Genomic DNA, 17,942 nt, shown 5'->3' on the forward strand with positions numbered 1-17,942 from the left:
GCTTCGTGGAATTTTTTTGTTATTCTTCGCCCAACCAATTGTTTAGGTATACACATACAATTTATATGAAGAGGTGGTGAACGTTGAGTAAAAATGAAACGGTTGTCCGTCATGATCCGTTTGAGGTTGAACAGCAAGAATGGAATAAGAGACAAACGAAAGAACGGCTGAAACAGCTTTTAACGATTGCGTCTCCTATATTCCTTCTATTACTTTGGGAATTTCTCTCTAGGACTGGGATGATTGATATTCGATTCTTTCCGCCCCCGTCTGCCATTGTAGGTACGCTTTTCGGAATGATTTCAAGTGGGGAACTCATCGGACATGTAAGTGTTTCGTTATATCGAATTGCTCTTGGATTTTTGGCTGGGGTTATACCGGGTATTGTAGTAGGACTCTTAATGGGTCTTTACTCACCAATAAGGCATTTTGTTTCACCGATTGTGATGGCACTTATGCCAATACCAACATTAGCTCTACTTCCGATTATTATTATTTTATTTGGAATTGGAGATTTATCGAAAGTCGTAACAATTGCGGGAAGTGTATTTTTTCCTGTCGTAATAAATACCGCGGCGGGCGTTATTAATATTGAGAAAATCCATTTAGATGTTGCTACAAATTACGGGGCAGGTAGATTCAACTTTTTTTGGAAAATTGCTTTACCAGGCGCAATGCCAGTTATGCTTGAAGGTATTCAGATGGGGCAGGCGATTGCACTTTTAACAATAGTAGCTGCAGAAATGATGGGTGCAACTTCCGGAATAGGCTTTCTTATTTGGACGTCTTACAAAGCGTTTCTTCTACAAGAGATGTATGTCGGACTCATTTTAATTTCATTTTTCGGCTATGTCTTTTCGCTCGTACTCAGAGGAATTCAGAAAAAGATATTACCGTGGAGGTGAATAAGTGAGCCGGAAAACTAAAATTACTATAAATAATCTAACGAAAGCCTTTTATAAAAAACAAGGAAGTGTTACTGCGCTTGATGATATCTCGCTCACGATTGAAGAAGGCGAGTTTGTCTGTATTGTTGGCCCAAGTGGATGTGGAAAGACAACACTGCTAAGAATACTAGCGGGACTTGAAAAACCAAGTATTGGTGAGTTTACCATCGCGACAGAAGGGGAAGAACGACCACTTCAGTCAATGGTTTTTCAGGAGAGAGGCGTTATTCCGTGGTTAACAGTGGAGGAAAATGTGGCTTTTGGTCTTAAAATGCGCCGCGTGCCCAAGAGTATTGTGAAAGAACGAACCTCTTATTATTTGAAAAAAACAGGACTTGAAAAGTTTTCAACCCTTTATCCAAAAGAACTTTCAGGCGGAATGAAACAGCGTGTTAGTATAGCACGTGCATTTGCAAATGACCCTGAGATCTTGTTAATGGATGAACCTTTTGGCTCGCTTGATGAACAAAATAAATTCATTCTACAAGAAGAACTATTATCGATTTGGGCAGAAACGAAGAAAACAGTTTTGTTTATTACGCATAGTATTGATGAAGCGTTGTTGCTCAGTGATCGTATTTTACTTATGAGTTCACAACCAGGTAAGATCATTGAAGAAATTGAAGTTAATTTACCTCGTCCGAGAACTATGCAAGATATACGAGAAGATCCTGTTGTGGCAGGTCAATTCGTTAGTATATGGAATCACCTACAAGAAGAAGTACAGAGGTCAAGAGACGAACAAAAGTGAAAAGGAGAGGTTTCATGACAAGGTGGTTGAAAAGTATTTGGTTCATCCCATTATTATTACTTGTGCTAGTCTTTGGTGCTTGTTCACCAAAGGAAATAGTGAAGCCTGTAAAAGAGGTAGATGTAGATGCTGATGTAAATGAAGAGGTTTACCCATCAGGCGATTTAAGCCCATTGGAAGAGAAAGCGAAAGTAGTAATCGCTGAAGATGGTGCAGCGTCTGGTGCAGGTTTCTATATTGCTAAGGAAAAAGGATATTTTGAAGATTATAATATTGAAGTACAGTTCGCGCAGTTTAGCAATAGTGATGATATGTTACCAGCACTTGCAGCTGGTGAGGTAGACATAGCAGGCGGTGTATCGACAGCATCATTCTTCAACGCAATTGCTCAGGGGATAGACGTGAAAATTATTGCAGATAAAGGGCATAATGAGCCAGGGAAATCCTATTTCTCATTTGTAATAGGGAACCATATGGTTGATGAAATAAAAGAGTATAGTGATTTCAAAGGGAAGAAAATTGGCGTATCGTCTCGTAATACTATCGACGGTTACATCTTTGAAGAAATGATAAAGCATGCTGGATTGACTGAAGATGAAGTGGAGTACGTGCATATTGCTGATTTTGGAGCGATGCTTGGGGCAATCGACGGTGGAACTATTGATGCTGCACTTAATATCGAGCCACTTATTGCACAAGGAGTCGACAAAGGTTTCCACGTACGATTTGGAGATACGACAGATTATGCGCCAAATTCTCAAATTGCATTAGTGCTTGGGTCACCTCAATTTATGAGTGAAGAAACGGATGTATCTTTACGCTTTATGGCTGCTTATCTAAAAGGTGTTAGGGACTATAATGATGCCTTTAAGAAGGATATAGGAAAAGATGAAATCATTGAAATTATGATGAAACATACTGCGATGAAGGATCCTGAGTTGTGGAATAAAGTGTTTGTCACAGGACTTGACCCTGATGGTAAAATGTTCGTTGATGATATTTTATTACAATATGACTCTTATAAAGCAAACGGAGCAATTCGTGGTGATATAGATTTTAATAAAGCAATCGATACTTCAATCACTGAAAAAGCGGTTGAAACGATTGGTGTATATGATCGGGACTAATCGAATAAGATCAAAAAACTTCTCCAGATGTTTTTCATCGCGGAGAAGTTTTTTTATCTAGGAAGTATGAGATAATTCTAATTATAGTGAGGAGGAATTGTTATGGATTATGATGTAATTATTATTGGTGCAGGGTCTATGGGCATGGCTACTGGCTATTATTTATCCAAAAAGGGTAGGAAAGTGTTGTTGTTGGATGCCAATGATCCGCCTCACTCATACGGATCGCATCATGGTTCAACAAGGATTATTCGTCATGCTTACGGTGAAGGCGATAGTTATGTTGAAATGGCTTTAAGGGCCCAACAATTATGGTTGGAGTTGCAAGATTTGTCGAATGAGAAATTGTTTCTCAAAACAGGTGTATTAAATGTAGGATCACCTAAATCGATTTTTATTCAGAATGTTAGACAAAGTGCAAAGAAGTATTCATTGCCAGTTAAGTTATTATCAGCACAGGAAGTGAATCAAAGATGGACAGGATTTAATCTGCCGGACGAATATATTGGTTTATTTGAAGAGGATTCGGGTGTTTTAATGAGTGAAAAGTGTGTTGCCGCCTATCGGAAAGTTGCAGTGGAAATGGGTGCTACATTAAAAGTAAATGCGGTAGTTAAAGATATAAAAATAAGTGACGCTAAAGTAGAAGTGCAGACATCGACTAATAGGTATTCCGCTAAGTCTTTAATTATTACAACAGGTGCAGGGACAAGTGAGCTTTCAAAGTTACTAGGCATTCAATTACCTCTAACTGAAATAAGGAAGACATTTTCGTGGTTTGATAGTGATGAGGATACGCATAGTCACTTTCCAGCGTTTGCATTCCAAACAGGTAAAGGCATATATTATGGATTTCCTTCTATTGAACAGGCGGGTGTTAAAATTGGACGTCATGATGGAGGACATTTGAGAAATATGCAGGAGTCCATACAAAGATTTGGTTCGTATTTGGAGGATGAAGCTGATGTCACGAGTTTTGCGGAGGAATATATTCCGAATTTAGGGAACCATGAAAGAGGGGAATCTTGTACATATACGATGACGCCTGACGAAGACTTTATCATTGATAAGCATCCACAGCACGAAAATATTTTAATTGCAAGCGGGTTTTCGGGACATGGCTTTAAGTTTAGCAGTATTGTTGGAGAAATGTTATCCGAAATGATTATGGAAGGGAAAATTGAAATTGATATTAGTAAGTTCAAATTGAATAGATTTAACTAAAAACACCACGCGGAGTACTCTCCACATGGTGTTTTTTCCTTGGTATGAGTATATCCGACAGTTAATGTGGTATATCCACGCTACAAGTACTTTTATCCGACACTACAACCATTATATCCGCGAATCAGGACTTTGGAACCATGCCATTTCAAACCTAATCAAAGGTTTAGGCAAGTTTTTCAACACAAATCTTAAAATTAGTCTGTTTAATGGGGTTTCTGTGTTTTTAATTTCTTTTTATTCATAATTGCTGAATGAACGCTATGTAATATGATCCCGATTATGATTATAGAAATACCGAATAGTGCGATTGGTTCAGGTAGCGCAATGCCAATAAGGAGCATTTCGCCGATAATAACGAAAATTAGTTGTGTAGATTGAGAGGCTTCAACCGCAGCAAGTTTCCCCTGATCATCACGAACCATATCAGTTGCCATGAAAAATAATGTAGTAGCGATGACACCCGAACTTACACCAACGACAAACGACTGGAACACTTGTGAAGATGAAGGTAGACCAACTGTGAGCAATGCATAAATAGCGACACCAAACCATACGGGTAATGTCATCAAAGTCATGCCAAGAACGCGTTGAAAGGTATCAAGTCTTCCGCCAACTAGCCCCATCATTTTCCGGTTACCAAGCGGATAAGCAAATGCCGCCACAATCACTGGTAAAATACCGAATAAAAGTGTTTTAGCTTCGACACTTTGGGCATGTGGAATTTGTATAAGTACGACCCCAACTAAGATGATAAGTGAAATGCCAAGTGAAACGGCTGGTATCTTTTGTCTCACCTTTCGTTCGCCGTCAGCTGTTTTCACGATAAAGGTGAAAAGTGGAGTAAGCAGAACGCCTGTTACAATTGTTAATTGCCAAGTCCCCGCCAGCAACCATCCAGGGCTAAATGCCGCAGCATATGTAAGAGGTCCGTAAAATAGTACGAAACCTACGAAACTCCATATGAAAAAGGGAATTGGCTTGGCTTTCATTTCAGTTTTTAGTGGTGTAAAACCTTTTCTGTAAGCAACAATTGCTATTAGAAATGGAACCATAAAGAAATAACGGAGGGAAGAACTCCAGAGCCAACTTCCCCCTGAAAGCTCCATCATTCTGTTTAGTATAAATGTAACGGCAAAGAATACTGAAGAAAGGATTGCAATCCATATTTCTTTCAAAGTGGCCCCTCCTTAAACACGCCGTTCGTAAAGTTGCACTGCTTCAATAATAACATTCGTTGCTTTTTCCATATTATCAACTGAAATAAATTCATATTTCCCATGGTAATTCTCGCCGCCAGTGAAAATATTTGGTGTTGGCATACCTTTGAAAGACAGTTGAGATCCGTCAGTTCCACCGCGAATCGGTACGATATTTGGTTCAATATCAAGGACGGAAAAGGCCTCGGAAATAATATCTACAATTTCCATGACTGGAGTTATTTTTTCACCCATATTGTAATATTGATCTTCAAGTTCTAATGTTACTGCGTCGTCACCAAATTCTTGTTGGAGAATAACTACTGTATCCTTGAATAACTTTTTTCTGGATTCAAATGTTTCTTTATCGAAATAACGTATGATATAACTCATTGTTGTTTCTTCAATCGTTCCGTTAAACTGCATGAGATGAACAAACCCCTCATAGTTCTCCGTCTTTTCAGGAACTTCATCAACAGGCATAGCGGCTTGGAATCGATTTGCTAGTAAAATTGAATTTACCATTTTATCTTTGGCAGAACCCGGGTGAATATTTGTGCCGCGAAATGTCAATTTTGCGCCTGCGGCATTGAAACTTTCATATTGTAATTCACCCAAAGGCCCACCGTCCATTGTATAGGCATATTTTGCACCGAATTTTTCGACGTCAAATTTATGAGGTCCACGTCCGATTTCTTCATCTGGCGTAAAAGCAATACGCAGTTTACCGTGTTTAATAGTAGGATTGTTAATTAAAAACTCCATGGCTGTAACAATCTCAGCAATCCCGGCTTTATTGTCAGCGCCTAGAAGTGTTGTTCCATCAGTTGTGATAAGTGTATGGTTGATATATTTTTTCAAATCTGGAAAGTCATTCACCGTCATAATTGTGTTTGCATTTAGTTGAATATCCTTTCCGTCATAGTTGTTCAAACGCTGCGGATTTACATTCTTACCTGTATAATCTGTTGCTGTATCAACATGCGCAAGAAACCCGATAACTGGCACATCGTGTTCTGTATTGGAAGGAAGCGTTGCAAACAAGTAGCCGTTTTCATCAAGCGTAATCTCAGTTAAACCGATGTTGGCGAGTTCTTGTTGTAAAACGTGAAGTAATTCCCATTGGCCTTCAGTTGTTGGGCATTCCGTACTGTCCGAATTTGACTGTGTATCAATTTTTGCATAACGCACAAGGCGTTCAATTAGTTTTTCTTTCATTGATTAATTCCTCCTAAAAGTTATAGAACTTATTCTTTATCTTATCAGATTATTTCGCTTTACGGAATACTTAACGAAATGACTTCCGATACTCAGCGCAATCAATAACTGTGCCGAATAATAAGTTAACATGACGAATGCATCTCGAAAGGGGATTTCATATACGAAGCGATCAATAGCCAGTACTGAATCTGAAAAAATAAATAGCACTGCCCCGATAATTGCGAGCGGAATTCGAGTACGTATTGCCATCCAACCCATTGTTAAAATTATGAATATGTATGCGAGTATTGCAAATCCGAGTATGTAATTCCCTTCTTTGAACTGTGAGCCGGCAACCCAAATAGCCATTACAGTGCTATATATAATGAGTAGAAAAGCCGCCCATATCGGCATAGGTTTGTGCAGAATTTGACGAAATGCAAAAATATAAAAGATATGTCCAATAAAAAATGTAATTAGACCTGCAAGAAACCAATAAATAACACCATCGGCAACCATGCAAATGAGTAGCCCGATGAGAATTGTTCGTTTGTATGTATACGGAAGACGGGTTCTCGTTGTTATGCCCAAAATAATAATGAGTGCCATAGGAATGAGTTTTATAAAAATCTTGAACCCAACAGGTTCTTGTGGGATAAAAAATACGTAAATTAAACCAATTATAACAATTGCTGTAATTAGTGTTTTTCTCGCCATTAATAAACCGCCTTTCAACTTGTATTATTCAAGTAAAATGAATTTTTCTCCTGCACTTAGTGAAAACTATTTTGTATAATAAAAAAATCACCTAGCAGTCCGCGATAAAAACAGACTACAAGGTGATTATGAAAAAGATTATTCTTCAACAGAATAATTTTTATGTGAAACAACAGTTAGATTTGATGCAGAACCAATCAAATCGGCATCTTTTTTAGTAATTTGTACAATAACGGAATTTTCTAGGATCTTATATATAGTGCCATGCACCTCATGGTTATTTCGAACAAATGAAATTTCCTCATCAATTTTGCGCGCTGCTACAAAATCGGATACAGGTTTTTCTTTACGCGGAAACGCCATTTGAATCCCTCCTAATTGTTTACTCTTGTCCACAAAATCAATTTGAAAATACGCAGGCAATAATATCCTAGCGTGAGAGTTGAGGATTATAAAGTGAAGTGATAACTTTCTTGCTTATATTGTCTACTAGATATTATAGCATAATTTGAAAGGATTTGTGGGGTTTATACTTTATTGAAACAAAAGACTTGCGCGCGATATACCCCAGGTGGTATATTAACAATAAGTATTACACATCATATTTTTTGGAGGAATGCGGTATGTTTTTTAAATCATTTACAGATGAAAACTTGGCACAAAACTCTTATTTAATAGGGTGCCAACGGACGGGACAGTCAATTATTATTGATCCTCCACGTGAATTTAATCATATCATTGAGGTTGCAAATAAAGAAGGATTACAAGTTATAGCTGCCACCGATACGCATATCCACGCAGATTATGTTTCTGGTGCTTGCCAATTAGCAGTTGAGCACGGTGTGAAATTGTATTTATCTGATGAAGGTGATGAAAATTGGAAGTATGAATATATAGATGATCTTAATGTTGAGTTAGTGAAGGAAGGTTCAATATTTTCTATTGGGAATATCGACTTTGAAGTATGGCATACACCTGGTCATACCCCTGAGAGTATCTCTCTTATTTTAACGGATCGCGGCGGCGGTGCAACAGATCCGATGGGTATGTTCACGGGAGATTTTGTATTCGTCGGTGATGTCGGTCGACCTGATTTATTACAAGAAGCGGCTGGAATTATGGGGACAGCAGATAGTGGTGCACGTGACATGTTCAGGTCTGTTGAACGTTTTAAAGCGTTGCCTGATCATTTAATCGTGTGGCCAGGGCATGGAGCAGGTTCTGCTTGTGGTAAATCCCTTGGATCGGTCCCAATTTCAACAGTTGGTTATGAAAAGAAATTTAACTGGGCAATGCAAATTGATGATGAGGAATTGTTTGTAAATGAATTATTGAAAGATCAACCAGAAGCCCCGGTTTATTTTGCGGAAATGAAAAAGTTGAACAAAGTCGGTCCGGCAGTGTTGAAAAATGTAGAAGTGAAAATAATTACAGATCAAGCATCATTCCAATCAGCTATGTTAGAGGAAAATACACTTGTCATTGATACAAGAGAAGCAAATGTGGCTAAGCAGGGTCTTGTAAAGGGTTCAATTAATATTCCATTTAACAAATCATTTACAAATTGGGCAGGCTGGCTTGCTAAATACGATGAAAGTTTACTCGTTATTGCAGATACTGAGCAGCGTTTAAAAATAGTGACAGCTCTACAATCTATTGGTTTGGATAATATCCAAGCGATTGTTGATCCAATTGCGATTGAAGGTATGGAGTTAGCAACCTATGAAACGATTTCAGTTGATGCGTTTATTAAAGAAATGAAAGACACGGATACCCTTGTCGTAGATGTGCGAAATGATTCAGAATGGAAAGACAGTCATTTGGAAGGGGCAACACACTTGTTTCTTGGTAAATTACGTAATATACCTATCCCATCAAAAGAAAAAGTACTTCTTCACTGCCAAAGTGGTGCACGGTCGGCAATTGCAGCTAGTATTTTACTTTCACGCGGTTATGATCAAGTGCAGCATATGGCGGGTGGATATAATGCTTATCAATTAAGATAGTTGACATTATACCTATCGGGGTATAATGTGGAGTTATCGTACTAACAGAGAGGAGCTGAGAACATGGTATATGATGACAAAGTTAAAAATAGATTGAAGCGTATTGAAGGTCAGATTAAGGGTATTTTGCGTATGATTGAAGAGGAAAAAGATTGTAAAGACGTGATTACACAATTGTCAGCTTCTCGTTCTGCCATTGACCGAGCGATAGGTGTCATCGTTAGCTCCAATTTAATTGAGTGTATACTTGAAGCAGAAGAAAATGATACATTGGCAAAAGAAGAAATTATTAAAGAAGCTGTAGAATTACTTGTAAAGAGTCGCTAATTAAGAGGACTTTTTCTTTTTTTAATAAAATAATACCCCTGTGGGTAATTAGGAGAGATTTGATTGTCAGAAACGAAAAAAACAACGATTGTATTATTTAGTGGTGAGTATGATAAAGCGATGGCTGCTTATATTATTGCGAATGGAGCAGCGGCTTATGATCATGAAGTAACGATATTCCATACATTTTGGGGTCTGAACGCGTTACGAAAAGATGAGCAAGTTCCGGTTAAGAAAAACTTGTTAGAAAAAGTATTTGGCAAAATGATGCCACGTGGTGCAGATAAGATGGGTATTTCAAAAATGAATTTTGCGGGTATGGGTCCAAAAATGATTAAACATGTCATTAAAAAGCATAATGCAATGACTTTACCGCAGCTAATTGAAATGGCAGAAGAGCAAGAGGTTAAGCTTGTTGCTTGTACGATGACCATGGATCTCCTTGGATTACGTCAAGAAGAACTGCTAGACGGCATTGAGTATGCTGGAGTCGCCGCATATCTCGGCAATGCGCAAGATGGAAATGTGAACTTATTTATCTAATGGATGAAGCTTACAAGGAGAGGTTAAGAAATGACAACAACGACTATAGAAGTTGAAAAATTACTAGCGCAAAAAGAACCTCTTCACATTATAGATGTGCGTGAAGTGGATGAAGTTCGTAATGGGAAAATTCCAGGAGCTATTAACATCCGGCTAGGCTTACTAGAGGCTCGTATGAATGAGTTGGATAAAAAGAAAGAATATATAAAGGTCTGTCAATCAGGTGGGCGTAGCGGTCAAGCGACAAACTTTTTAAAAAAATGGGGATATCAAGCTGTTAATATGATAGGCGGTATGCAAGCTTATAAAGGCCCGATCGAGTAATTTTTTTAATTAAAAAATATACCCATACACGTATAGGTAAAAGGAGAAGATGGAATGATAAAAGTAGATTTTGTACTAGATGCAAAACAATTAGCATGTCCAATGCCAATTGTTAAAACGAGAAAAGCTGTTAAAGAGTTAGAACCTGGAAATGTAATCGAAGTGCAAGCAACGGATAAAGGATCAACTGCAGACTTAAAAGCTTGGGCAGAAGGAGTAGGTCATGACTATCTTGGAACAATAGAAGAAGAAGGGGTGCTGAAACACTATGTTCGTAAAACGAGTGGAGAAGAAAAGAATGAGACGAAGCATCCACATGTCATTTCAAATGAAGCATTACAAGCTATTTTGAATGAAAAGCCAATCATACTTGATGTTCGTGAATCTGCGGAGTATGCATTCAATCATATTCCAGGGACGCAGTCTATTCCTTTGGCGGATTTAGAAAATGTAGTTGATAGTTTTGATAAAGAAGCGGATATTTACGTCATTTGTCGTACAGGTAATCGTAGTGATGTCGCGGCTCAGAAGTTAACCGAAGAAGGATTTAAATATGTGAAAAATGTTATACCAGGTATGAGTCAATGGAATGGACTTACGGAAAATACGGCGGGGGGCTTATGAGTATGATGGCTATATCGATGTCTGCAAGTGAAATCGCAAAAAAAGTTGTGAACAAGGAATCATTTTTTATTTTAGATGTAAGAAATAGTGATGCGTTTGATGATTGGAAAATAGAAGGGAAAAATATTCAATACCTTAATATTCCCTATTTTGATTTGTTAGATGGGGTTGAGGAAATAATGGATCAACTTCCCGAGGATCAGGACATTGTTGTCGTCTGTGCGAAAGAAGGTTCCTCATTAATGGTAGCCGAGATGATCGCTGAAGAAGGGCGCGACGTTTATTATTTAGCAGGCGGCATGAAGATGTGGAGTGAACATTTAGAACCGGTAAAAATTGGTGATTTGAAGAATGGTGGAGAATTATATCAATTCGTTCGAATAGGTAAAGGATGCTTGTCTTATATGGTTGTCTCAAATGGCGAGGCAGCTATTATTGATGCAACGCGTATGACGGATGTGTTTATAAAATTTGCGGAAAAACTAAATGTAACGATTAAGCATGTGTTAGATACGCATCTTCATGCAGACCATATTTCCGGGGGTAGGGAAATCGCAACACAAGTAGGTGGAACATATTGGCTGCCACCCAAAGATGCCGTAGAGGTTACATTTTCATATGGAGCATTGGAAGAAGGAAAAGTGATTACGATTGGGCATACGTCAATTGACATTCAACCACTTTATTCTCCAGGCCACACAATTGGTTCAACTTCATTTATTGTAGACGACCAATATTTATTGTCTGGCGATATTCTTTTCATCGACTCGATTGGACGTCCTGATCTTGCAGGACTTGCCGAGGATTGGGTTGGGGATTTAAGGGAGACATTGTACACACGTTACAAAAAGTTAGCAAAAGATCTCATTGTTCTTCCAGCGCATTTTATGGTGATTGAAGAATTAAATGCAGATGGAAGTGTGTCAGAGAAAATTGGTACTTTATTTGCAGAAAATCATGGTCTAAATATTGAGAGTGAAATTGAATTTAGAAAGCTTGTAACGGAAAACTTACCGCCACAGCCAAATGCTTATCAAGAAATTCGTAAAGTGAATATGGGTCACATAAACCCTGATGAAGAAACGCAACGTGAAATGGAAATAGGGCCAAATCGTTGTGCGGTAAGATAACTTTTTAAAATTTGAGGAGGAAAATTGAAATGAAAGTAGATAAAGTATTAGATGCAAAAGGCTTAGCGTGTCCGATGCCTATTGTGAGAGCAAGGAAAGTGATGAAGGAAATGGCAACAAATGAGGTGCTAGAAATTCTGGCCACTGATAAAGGTTCTGTTGCAGATTTAGCTGCTTGGTCAAAATCAGGTGGTCACGAGTTACTGAAACATGAAGAATCAAATGGCATTTTTACGTTTTGGATTAAAAAAGGATAATGAATATGGGGGTATCTTGATAGAGAGATACCCTTGTTTTTTTGAAAGGAGTTGATGTGATGAGTTTCACATTCATCATCATGCTATTTGCCATTGGATTTATCGGTTCCTTTGTTTCTGGTTTGGTTGGAATTGGTGGTGCAATTATTAATTATCCGATGTTATTATATATCCCCTCTCTACTAGGGTTTGCAGCATTCTCTTCGCATGAAGTTTCAGGGATTAGTGCGGTACAAGTATTATTTGCAACACTATCAGGCGTGTGGGCTTATCGTAAAAGTGACTACATTAACAAAAAACTAGTTATATATATGGGATCCAGCATCATTATCGGGAGTTTTATAGGTGGTTTTGGGTCAACCGCGATGTCTGAAGGAGCTGTGAATTTCGTATACGGCATTTTAGCGACAATAGCAGCAGTTATGATGTTCATTCCGAAAAAGCAGTTAGATGATGTTCCAGCTGATCAATTAATATTTAATCATTGGTTAGCGGCGGCATTTTCTTTTATTGTTGGAATTGCAGCAGGAATTGTAGGCGCAGGTGGTGCTTTTATTCTTGTACCAATTATGTTGGTTGTGTTGAAAATACCTACTCGAATGACAATTGCGACTTCACTAGCAATTACACTTATTTCCTCGATCGGGTCAACAATTGGCAAGGTGTCAACTGATCAAGTGCTTTACGGACCTGCATTGGTCTTGATTGTAGCTAGTTTAATCGCTGCACCATTAGGCGTGAAGATTGGGCGGAAATCAAATACGAAAGTATTGCAAGGGGTTTTAGCGTTCCTTATTTTAGGGACGGCTATTAAAATATGGCTAGACTTCTTATATTGAGTTGCTAGTATGAAACTTCAGAACAATTACTAAATAACGCTTGACATTCAATAGAGTGTCCCTCTATACTGTGTAACAAGATGGAAAACAGAATCAATCATACTCTTATCAAGAGCGGCAGAGGGAATAGGCCCTGTGATGCCCAGCAACCGGCAAGTTATGAACTTGCACAGGTGCTACTTCCTACAGTTTCGTGCAAACGATTCTGAAAGATAAGAGGAGGAATTAGCGAAAGCATAACCCTCTTCTTAAGTGAAGGGGGTATTTTTATTTTCTGAAATTATCCCTAACGCACCCGTATATCTATCTAAAAAACACTGGAGGTAATAGAAAATGACAAACTTAAAACCTGAAACACAATTATTGCACGGCGGACAACAACCAGATCCAACAACAGGATCACGCGCTGTACCAATTTATAGAACGACTGCATATGTATTCCCTGATACGGAACATGCACAAGGTGTATTTGCATTGCAAAAGGCAGGTAATATCTATTCCCGTATAACAAACCCTACTGTTGATGTGTTTGAACAGCGTGTTGCATTATTAGAAGGTGGTTCCGCAGCAGTTGCTTTATCTTCAGGTATGGCAGCAATTGCTTTCTCTGTTATGAATATCGCAGAAGCTGGGGATGAAATTATTGCAGCTAGCAACTTGTATGGTGGTACATTTAACTTATTTGCAGTAACACTTCCACGTTATGGTATTAATGTGAAGTTTGTTGATTCGACTGACCCTGAAAACTTCCGAGCAGCGATTACAGATAAAACGAAGGGGATATTTGCTGAAACTGTGGGTAACCCAAGTTTAAATGTTCTTGATATCGAGGCTGTTGCAAATATTGCACATGAAAATGGACTTCCATTACTTATTGACAATACATTCCCATCACCTTATGGTTCAAATCCAATTGAATTTGGTGCAGATGTGGTTATTCATTCAGCAACAAAATGGATTGGCGGACATGGTACAACAATCGGTGGCGTAGTTGTTGATGCTGGAAAGTTTGATTGGACGCAAGGAAGATTTTCTGGCTTTACGGAGCCGGACACGACGTATCATGGTCTTCGATACGGTATCGATGCAGCAGGCGCGGCATTTGCAACGAAACTTCGAGTTCAATTATTACGCGACTTTGGCCCTTGCTTAAATCCGGATAGTGCATTTAATTTCTTACAAGGACTTGAGACGCTTCATTTACGAGTTCCAAGACATAATGAAAATGCGTTAGCAGTTGTGAAATTCTTGAAAGAACATCCTTCTGTAGAATGGGTTAACTATAATGGGCTTGAAGATCATCCATCTTATGAGCTCGGGAAAAAATATTTGAAAAACGGCTTTGGTTCAATTGTAAACTTTGGTATTAAAGGTGGACGTGATGAGGGTCGTAAAGTAATTGATAACGTGAAAATCTGGTCGCATGTTGCAAATGTTGGGGATGCGAAGTCACTTATTATACATCCTGCTTCAACGACACATCAACAGTTGAGTGCTAAAGATTTAGTAAAGTCGGGCGTTTCTGAAGATTTGATTCGTCTATCAGTCGGACTTGAATCTGTAGAAGATACGATTGCAGATCTAGCCCAAGCGATTGAAATAGCGGTTCCGGTAAACGTTTAACTAAATTAGGTTAAGTTCCAACTTAAAGTAGTTACTAGTGCCGAAAATACCGGCTGTCGGATGTTACTGATCTCCAGGGGTATTTTTCGAATGAGCCCAAAAAGGTCTGGAAGCAATTACACAGGGTTGTGGTGGAAGGCGAATGTTTTTTTGGATAATTTGATTGAGTAGTTTATGGAGGTGGCGAAATGTCATCAATCAAAGTAGCTATATTAGGCTTTGGTACTGTAGGAGAAGGTATTTACAAAGTTTTAAATGAAAAAAAAGAACAAATCAAAAAGAATACAGGTTATACAATTGAAGTTGCAGCAATCCTGGTGCGAGACAAGACCAAAGATCGTCTAGTTGCGCCCGATGTGCTTATTACAGATAATATTAATGAAATATTGTTAAACTCAGATATAGATGTGCTTTTTGAAGCGATAGTTGGCGAGGAACCTGCTTACACATATCTTTCTGAAGCAATAGAAAAGAGATTCCATATCATTACAGCGAATAAAACGATGTTTGCAAAACATGGTTCTGCACTGGTGAAGCATGCTGAATTACGGGATGTTCAAGTTGGTTATGAAGCGACAACTGCCGGCGGTGTACCGATTATCCGAACCGTGACAAACTTATTGCAAGGAGATTGTGTGAGACGTATTCAAGGGGTGTTGAATGGGACTTCGAACTTCATTTTAACAAAAATGAGGGAAGAAGGAATTCCGTTTAAGGCGGCACTGGATGAAGCGCAGGTGCTTGGATTTGCAGAAGTAGACCCCGCTGATGATATAAGTGGGAGAGACGCGTTTCGGAAATTAATGATTCTAAGTATGTTGGTATTTGAAGGTCAGCCAAAATGGGAAGATGTTCCGGTTGTTGGTGTTGACAAAATTACTGTGGAAGATGTCATGCTAGCAACGAAAGAAAATCTACGTTATCGACATGTTGCTGATATTTCGGTAGATAATGACGGTGTACTACGGGGAACTGTAGGACCGATTCTTGTGGGCGTAGATCATCCATTATACGGTGTCGATGGTGTGGATAATGCAGTCATTATTAATACTGAATATCTCGGTTCTTTAACGCTCATTGGCCCAGGTGCAGGTATGTATCCTACAGCTAGTGCGATGGTTGGAGATTTGCTTCAAATAGTTGGCAAACGTGAAAAAACTCTTGTGAATAATTAAAAAAAGCGATTCCTTAGTGGAATCGCTTTTTTGTCGCTATTTACTTTTAATCTTCATCTTTAATATCACGGTCAGGTGGCATCGGTTCATTTTGGTAGTCTTCAATTTGCTTTTTTAACGCTTCAAGTTGTTCGAAGTAAAGACCGAATTGATTTTTATTTATTAAATATTGCTCACCATCATAAACTGAGCGAATGCGACCTTCGACGACATATTTGTGAATTTGCTCAACTGGCATACTGAGGTGTTCGGCTGCTTCTGGAATTGTAATATACATACGTATTCCTCCTATTTTCCAAAGTACATATACCCTATGGTTAGTATATACGGTTCAGGACTATGAGTATAGATGTGTGTCGCATGGCTAAATCATAAACAAAGAAAATCCACGGAAAAAACCGTGGATTTTTATAATACATAGAAATATACAGAACAGAAGTGAGCTAAACTTCCAGCTAGTATAAATAAATGAAAGATTTCATGGAACCCTAAATGCTTTAATTCTAAGAACTTCGGCTTAATTGCGTAAATTATGCCGCCAATCGTATACATAGCACCACCAGCAATTAATAGTGATAATCCGCCAATACCTAAAACGGAGGACAGTGGAACGATAGCGAAAACAATGACCCAACCAAGTACGATATAAAGTGCTGTTGAAAGCCATCTTGGACAATTGAACCAAACCATTTTAAATAGGATTCCACTTACTGCAGCTATACTAACAATAGAAAAAACAAGCCATCCTGTGGTGCCGTTCAAAGCGATTAAACAGTATGGCGCATATGATCCTGCGATTAAAGCATAAATCATTGAGTGGTCAAGCTTTCTTAAGAAAGCGATTGCTTTATCATTTGTAACAGCCATATGGTAAATCGTTGATGCGGAGTAAAGTAGTAACAAGCTGATTCCGAAAATAATGACGGCAGCAATATGCAATGCAGAAGCGCCAGATATTGAAGCTTTTATGACCATGGCGAGGAGTCCGTTAAATGAAAGTACCGCACCAACCAAGTGCGAGAAAGCATTGAATGGTTCTCTAACGTAATTTTTCATATTAATCCTCCTATTACCTTTGGTGGTTTAGTTAACTACTTAATATAATACTACTATTCATTTGTGTGGTCAAGGTTTACTATACATGGATGTTAATGTAAAATTACTTACACAAACTAATGAATTGAGGGGTTTAAAATGAAAACAATAAATGAACTTGTGCATAGCCTTGCATTAGAAAATAATATTGCTACCGATGATATTCCAAAAATGGACTTATACATAGACCAAGTCATAGAACTATTTGAAAACAGTTTCAATGAAACAAAGAGGAATCCGAAAGAAAAGATATTGACGAAAACGATGGTTAACAACTACGCAAAAGGAAAACTATTCTTTCCGTTACAAAGCAAGAAGTATTCTAAAGAACATATCATGTTAATCAATTTAATTTATCAGTTAAAAGGTGCACTATCAATTAATGATATTAAAGTGACGCTCAGCCATCTTAATGACAACGTAGCAAACGAAGCGTTTGACTTGGGAAGCTTCTATGAAAGTTATTTATTGCTCTATCATAAAAATGCAGACGTATTTAAAAAAGACTTCGAGCTTAAAATGGTAGAAGTACAAGAAGAGATTGAAAAAATCGGAGATGCAAACGCGACTGAATTGGAGCGCACACTAATGATTGCTTCTCTAGTTAATATGAGTAATTTCTATAGAAGAGCTGCGGAGAAGTTGGTAGATGGGATAGGGCTAGAGGAAGAAGTCTTGGATAAAGACGCATAAATTGAGAGGATTAATCGTTCTCGTTGTCTCATACGTAGTTTTCACCCTAGTTTAACCACTCTTAAAGAAAAAGAGAAATGTCATCAAAGTTTAGCACTTGATGGCATTTTTTATATTCTGAGCGAGGCTGTGGTTAGAAAT

At 38.3% G+C, this 17,942-nt stretch carries 21 protein-coding genes and 1 riboswitch; of the genes, 15 read left to right on the top strand and 6 right to left on the bottom strand.

Translation table 11 applies throughout. The features are described 5' to 3' along the window. Nucleotides 1-83 precede the first annotated feature (83 nt). The 4 genes from AC3RV6_RS00960 (at nt 84) to solA (ending at nt 4,049) form a co-directional block, all read left to right on the top strand. Nucleotides 84-905 carry an ABC transporter permease gene (locus AC3RV6_RS00960; protein WP_489747616.1) on the top strand — a complete coding sequence of 274 codons (822 nt, stop codon included), beginning with the start codon at nt 84-86 and terminating at the stop codon, nt 903-905. A 4-nt stretch (nt 906-909) separates the two neighbouring features. Beyond that, nucleotides 910-1,698, top strand: coding sequence for an ABC transporter ATP-binding protein (locus tag AC3RV6_RS00965; RefSeq protein WP_489747617.1), 789 nt, complete (start codon nt 910-912; stop codon nt 1,696-1,698). A 14-nt stretch (nt 1,699-1,712) separates the two neighbouring features. Continuing rightward, nucleotides 1,713-2,825 carry an ABC transporter substrate-binding protein gene (locus AC3RV6_RS00970; protein WP_489747618.1) on the top strand — a complete coding sequence of 371 codons (1,113 nt, stop codon included), beginning with the start codon at nt 1,713-1,715 and terminating at the stop codon, nt 2,823-2,825. A gap of 102 nt (nt 2,826-2,927) precedes the next feature. Next, nucleotides 2,928-4,049, top strand: coding sequence for an N-methyl-L-tryptophan oxidase (gene solA, locus AC3RV6_RS00975; protein WP_489747619.1), 1,122 nt, complete (start codon nt 2,928-2,930; stop codon nt 4,047-4,049). Between the two features lie 206 nt (nt 4,050-4,255). Here the strand turns inward: solA and AC3RV6_RS00980 are convergent, their stop codons facing one another. From AC3RV6_RS00980 to AC3RV6_RS00995, 4 genes are all read right to left on the bottom strand, one after another. Continuing rightward, nucleotides 4,256-5,227 (bottom strand): DMT family transporter, encoded by a 972-nt coding sequence (locus tag AC3RV6_RS00980; RefSeq protein ID WP_489747620.1) that lies wholly within the window; start codon nt 5,225-5,227, stop codon nt 4,256-4,258. Between the two features lie 12 nt (nt 5,228-5,239). Continuing rightward, entirely contained in the window at nt 5,240-6,466 is a 1,227-nt protein-coding gene (gene pepT, locus AC3RV6_RS00985) for a peptidase T (RefSeq protein WP_489747621.1), read from the bottom strand. Nucleotides 6,467-6,502: 36 nt separating this feature from the next. Further along, complete coding sequence (locus tag AC3RV6_RS00990; protein WP_489747622.1) at nt 6,503-7,165, bottom strand: lysoplasmalogenase; 663 nt, start codon at nt 7,163-7,165, stop codon at nt 6,503-6,505. A gap of 138 nt (nt 7,166-7,303) precedes the next feature. After that, nucleotides 7,304-7,528 carry a DUF2187 family protein gene (locus AC3RV6_RS00995; RefSeq protein WP_489747623.1) on the bottom strand — a complete coding sequence of 75 codons (225 nt, stop codon included), beginning with the start codon at nt 7,526-7,528 and terminating at the stop codon, nt 7,304-7,306. Nucleotides 7,529-7,788: 260 nt separating this feature from the next. Between AC3RV6_RS00995 and AC3RV6_RS01000 the strand changes: the two genes are divergently transcribed. The 10 genes from AC3RV6_RS01000 (at nt 7,789) to AC3RV6_RS01045 (ending at nt 16,013) form a co-directional block, all read left to right on the top strand. Continuing rightward, on the top strand, nt 7,789-9,171 hold the full coding sequence (locus AC3RV6_RS01000; RefSeq protein ID WP_489747624.1) for an MBL fold metallo-hydrolase: 1,383 nt from the start codon (nt 7,789-7,791) through the stop codon (nt 9,169-9,171). A gap of 63 nt (nt 9,172-9,234) precedes the next feature. After that, nucleotides 9,235-9,498, top strand: a complete 264-nt coding sequence (locus AC3RV6_RS01005; protein WP_489747625.1) for a metal-sensitive transcriptional regulator — start codon at nt 9,235-9,237, stop codon at nt 9,496-9,498. Between the two features lie 63 nt (nt 9,499-9,561). After that, nucleotides 9,562-10,041 carry a DsrE/DsrF/DrsH-like family protein gene (locus AC3RV6_RS01010; RefSeq protein WP_489747626.1) on the top strand — a complete coding sequence of 160 codons (480 nt, stop codon included), beginning with the start codon at nt 9,562-9,564 and terminating at the stop codon, nt 10,039-10,041. Between the two features lie 30 nt (nt 10,042-10,071). Next, complete coding sequence (locus tag AC3RV6_RS01015; protein WP_489747627.1) at nt 10,072-10,365, top strand: rhodanese-like domain-containing protein; 294 nt, start codon at nt 10,072-10,074, stop codon at nt 10,363-10,365. Between the two features lie 54 nt (nt 10,366-10,419). Next, nucleotides 10,420-10,989, top strand: coding sequence for a sulfurtransferase TusA family protein (locus AC3RV6_RS01020; protein ID WP_489747628.1), 570 nt, complete (start codon nt 10,420-10,422; stop codon nt 10,987-10,989). A gap of 5 nt (nt 10,990-10,994) precedes the next feature. Beyond that, entirely contained in the window at nt 10,995-12,119 is a 1,125-nt protein-coding gene (locus AC3RV6_RS01025) for an MBL fold metallo-hydrolase (RefSeq protein WP_489749150.1), read from the top strand. A gap of 29 nt (nt 12,120-12,148) precedes the next feature. Beyond that, entirely contained in the window at nt 12,149-12,376 is a 228-nt protein-coding gene (locus AC3RV6_RS01030; RefSeq protein WP_489747629.1) for a sulfurtransferase TusA family protein, read from the top strand. 59 nt (nt 12,377-12,435) lie between these two features. Continuing rightward, nucleotides 12,436-13,215 (top strand): sulfite exporter TauE/SafE family protein, encoded by a 780-nt coding sequence (locus AC3RV6_RS01035; RefSeq protein ID WP_489747630.1) that lies wholly within the window; start codon nt 12,436-12,438, stop codon nt 13,213-13,215. Between the two features lie 102 nt (nt 13,216-13,317). Next, nucleotides 13,318-13,434, top strand: a riboswitch (SAM riboswitch). Between the two features lie 114 nt (nt 13,435-13,548). Beyond that, nucleotides 13,549-14,838, top strand: coding sequence for an O-acetylhomoserine aminocarboxypropyltransferase/cysteine synthase family protein (locus tag AC3RV6_RS01040; protein ID WP_489747631.1), 1,290 nt, complete (start codon nt 13,549-13,551; stop codon nt 14,836-14,838). Nucleotides 14,839-15,026: 188 nt separating this feature from the next. Beyond that, on the top strand, nt 15,027-16,013 hold the full coding sequence (locus tag AC3RV6_RS01045; RefSeq protein WP_489747632.1) for a homoserine dehydrogenase: 987 nt from the start codon (nt 15,027-15,029) through the stop codon (nt 16,011-16,013). A gap of 46 nt (nt 16,014-16,059) precedes the next feature. On the opposite strand, the gene AC3RV6_RS01050 is transcribed toward AC3RV6_RS01045, so the two are convergent. Both AC3RV6_RS01050 and trhA read right to left on the bottom strand, forming a co-directional pair. After that, entirely contained in the window at nt 16,060-16,290 is a 231-nt protein-coding gene (locus AC3RV6_RS01050) for an excisionase family DNA-binding protein (RefSeq protein WP_489747633.1), read from the bottom strand. A gap of 131 nt (nt 16,291-16,421) precedes the next feature. Continuing rightward, nucleotides 16,422-17,069: a PAQR family membrane homeostasis protein TrhA gene (trhA, locus tag AC3RV6_RS01055; protein WP_489747634.1), complete on the bottom strand. Its 648-nt coding sequence runs from the start codon at nt 17,067-17,069 to the stop codon at nt 16,422-16,424. Nucleotides 17,070-17,207: 138 nt separating this feature from the next. Here trhA and AC3RV6_RS01060 point away from each other — a divergent pair, with 138 nt between their 5' ends. Further along, nucleotides 17,208-17,801, top strand: a complete 594-nt coding sequence (locus AC3RV6_RS01060; RefSeq protein ID WP_489747635.1) for a DUF1836 domain-containing protein — start codon at nt 17,208-17,210, stop codon at nt 17,799-17,801. Nucleotides 17,802-17,942: the final 141 nt, after the last annotated feature.

The sequence above is a fragment of the Sporosarcina sp. So3-204 genome (assembly GCF_058068165.1).

Bases quoted from the DNA above. Each gene is read 5' to 3' on its own strand.
- AC3RV6_RS00970 (WP_489747618.1), top strand. From the start codon at position 1,713: ATGACAAGGTGGTTGAAAAGTATTTGGTTCATCCCATTATTATTACTT.
- solA (WP_489747619.1), top strand. From the start codon at position 2,928: ATGGATTATGATGTAATTATTATTGGTGCAGGGTCTATGGGCATGGCT.
- pepT (WP_489747621.1), bottom strand. From the start codon at position 6,466: ATGAAAGAAAAACTAATTGAACGCCTTGTGCGTTATGCAAAAATTGAT.
- AC3RV6_RS00990 (WP_489747622.1), bottom strand. From the start codon at position 7,165: ATGGCGAGAAAAACACTAATTACAGCAATTGTTATAATTGGTTTAATT.
- AC3RV6_RS00995 (WP_489747623.1), bottom strand. From the start codon at position 7,528: ATGGCGTTTCCGCGTAAAGAAAAACCTGTATCCGATTTTGTAGCAGCG.
- AC3RV6_RS01000 (WP_489747624.1), top strand. From the start codon at position 7,789: ATGTTTTTTAAATCATTTACAGATGAAAACTTGGCACAAAACTCTTAT.
- AC3RV6_RS01005 (WP_489747625.1), top strand. From the start codon at position 9,235: ATGGTATATGATGACAAAGTTAAAAATAGATTGAAGCGTATTGAAGGT.
- AC3RV6_RS01015 (WP_489747627.1), top strand. From the start codon at position 10,072: ATGACAACAACGACTATAGAAGTTGAAAAATTACTAGCGCAAAAAGAA.
- AC3RV6_RS01020 (WP_489747628.1), top strand. From the start codon at position 10,420: ATGATAAAAGTAGATTTTGTACTAGATGCAAAACAATTAGCATGTCCA.
- AC3RV6_RS01025 (WP_489749150.1), top strand. From the start codon at position 10,995: ATGGCTATATCGATGTCTGCAAGTGAAATCGCAAAAAAAGTTGTGAAC.
- AC3RV6_RS01030 (WP_489747629.1), top strand. From the start codon at position 12,149: ATGAAAGTAGATAAAGTATTAGATGCAAAAGGCTTAGCGTGTCCGATG.
- AC3RV6_RS01035 (WP_489747630.1), top strand. From the start codon at position 12,436: ATGAGTTTCACATTCATCATCATGCTATTTGCCATTGGATTTATCGGT.
- AC3RV6_RS01040 (WP_489747631.1), top strand. From the start codon at position 13,549: ATGACAAACTTAAAACCTGAAACACAATTATTGCACGGCGGACAACAA.
- AC3RV6_RS01045 (WP_489747632.1), top strand. From the start codon at position 15,027: ATGTCATCAATCAAAGTAGCTATATTAGGCTTTGGTACTGTAGGAGAA.
- AC3RV6_RS01050 (WP_489747633.1), bottom strand. From the start codon at position 16,290: ATGTATATTACAATTCCAGAAGCAGCCGAACACCTCAGTATGCCAGTT.
- trhA (WP_489747634.1), bottom strand. From the start codon at position 17,069: ATGAAAAATTACGTTAGAGAACCATTCAATGCTTTCTCGCACTTGGTT.
- AC3RV6_RS01060 (WP_489747635.1), top strand. From the start codon at position 17,208: ATGAAAACAATAAATGAACTTGTGCATAGCCTTGCATTAGAAAATAAT.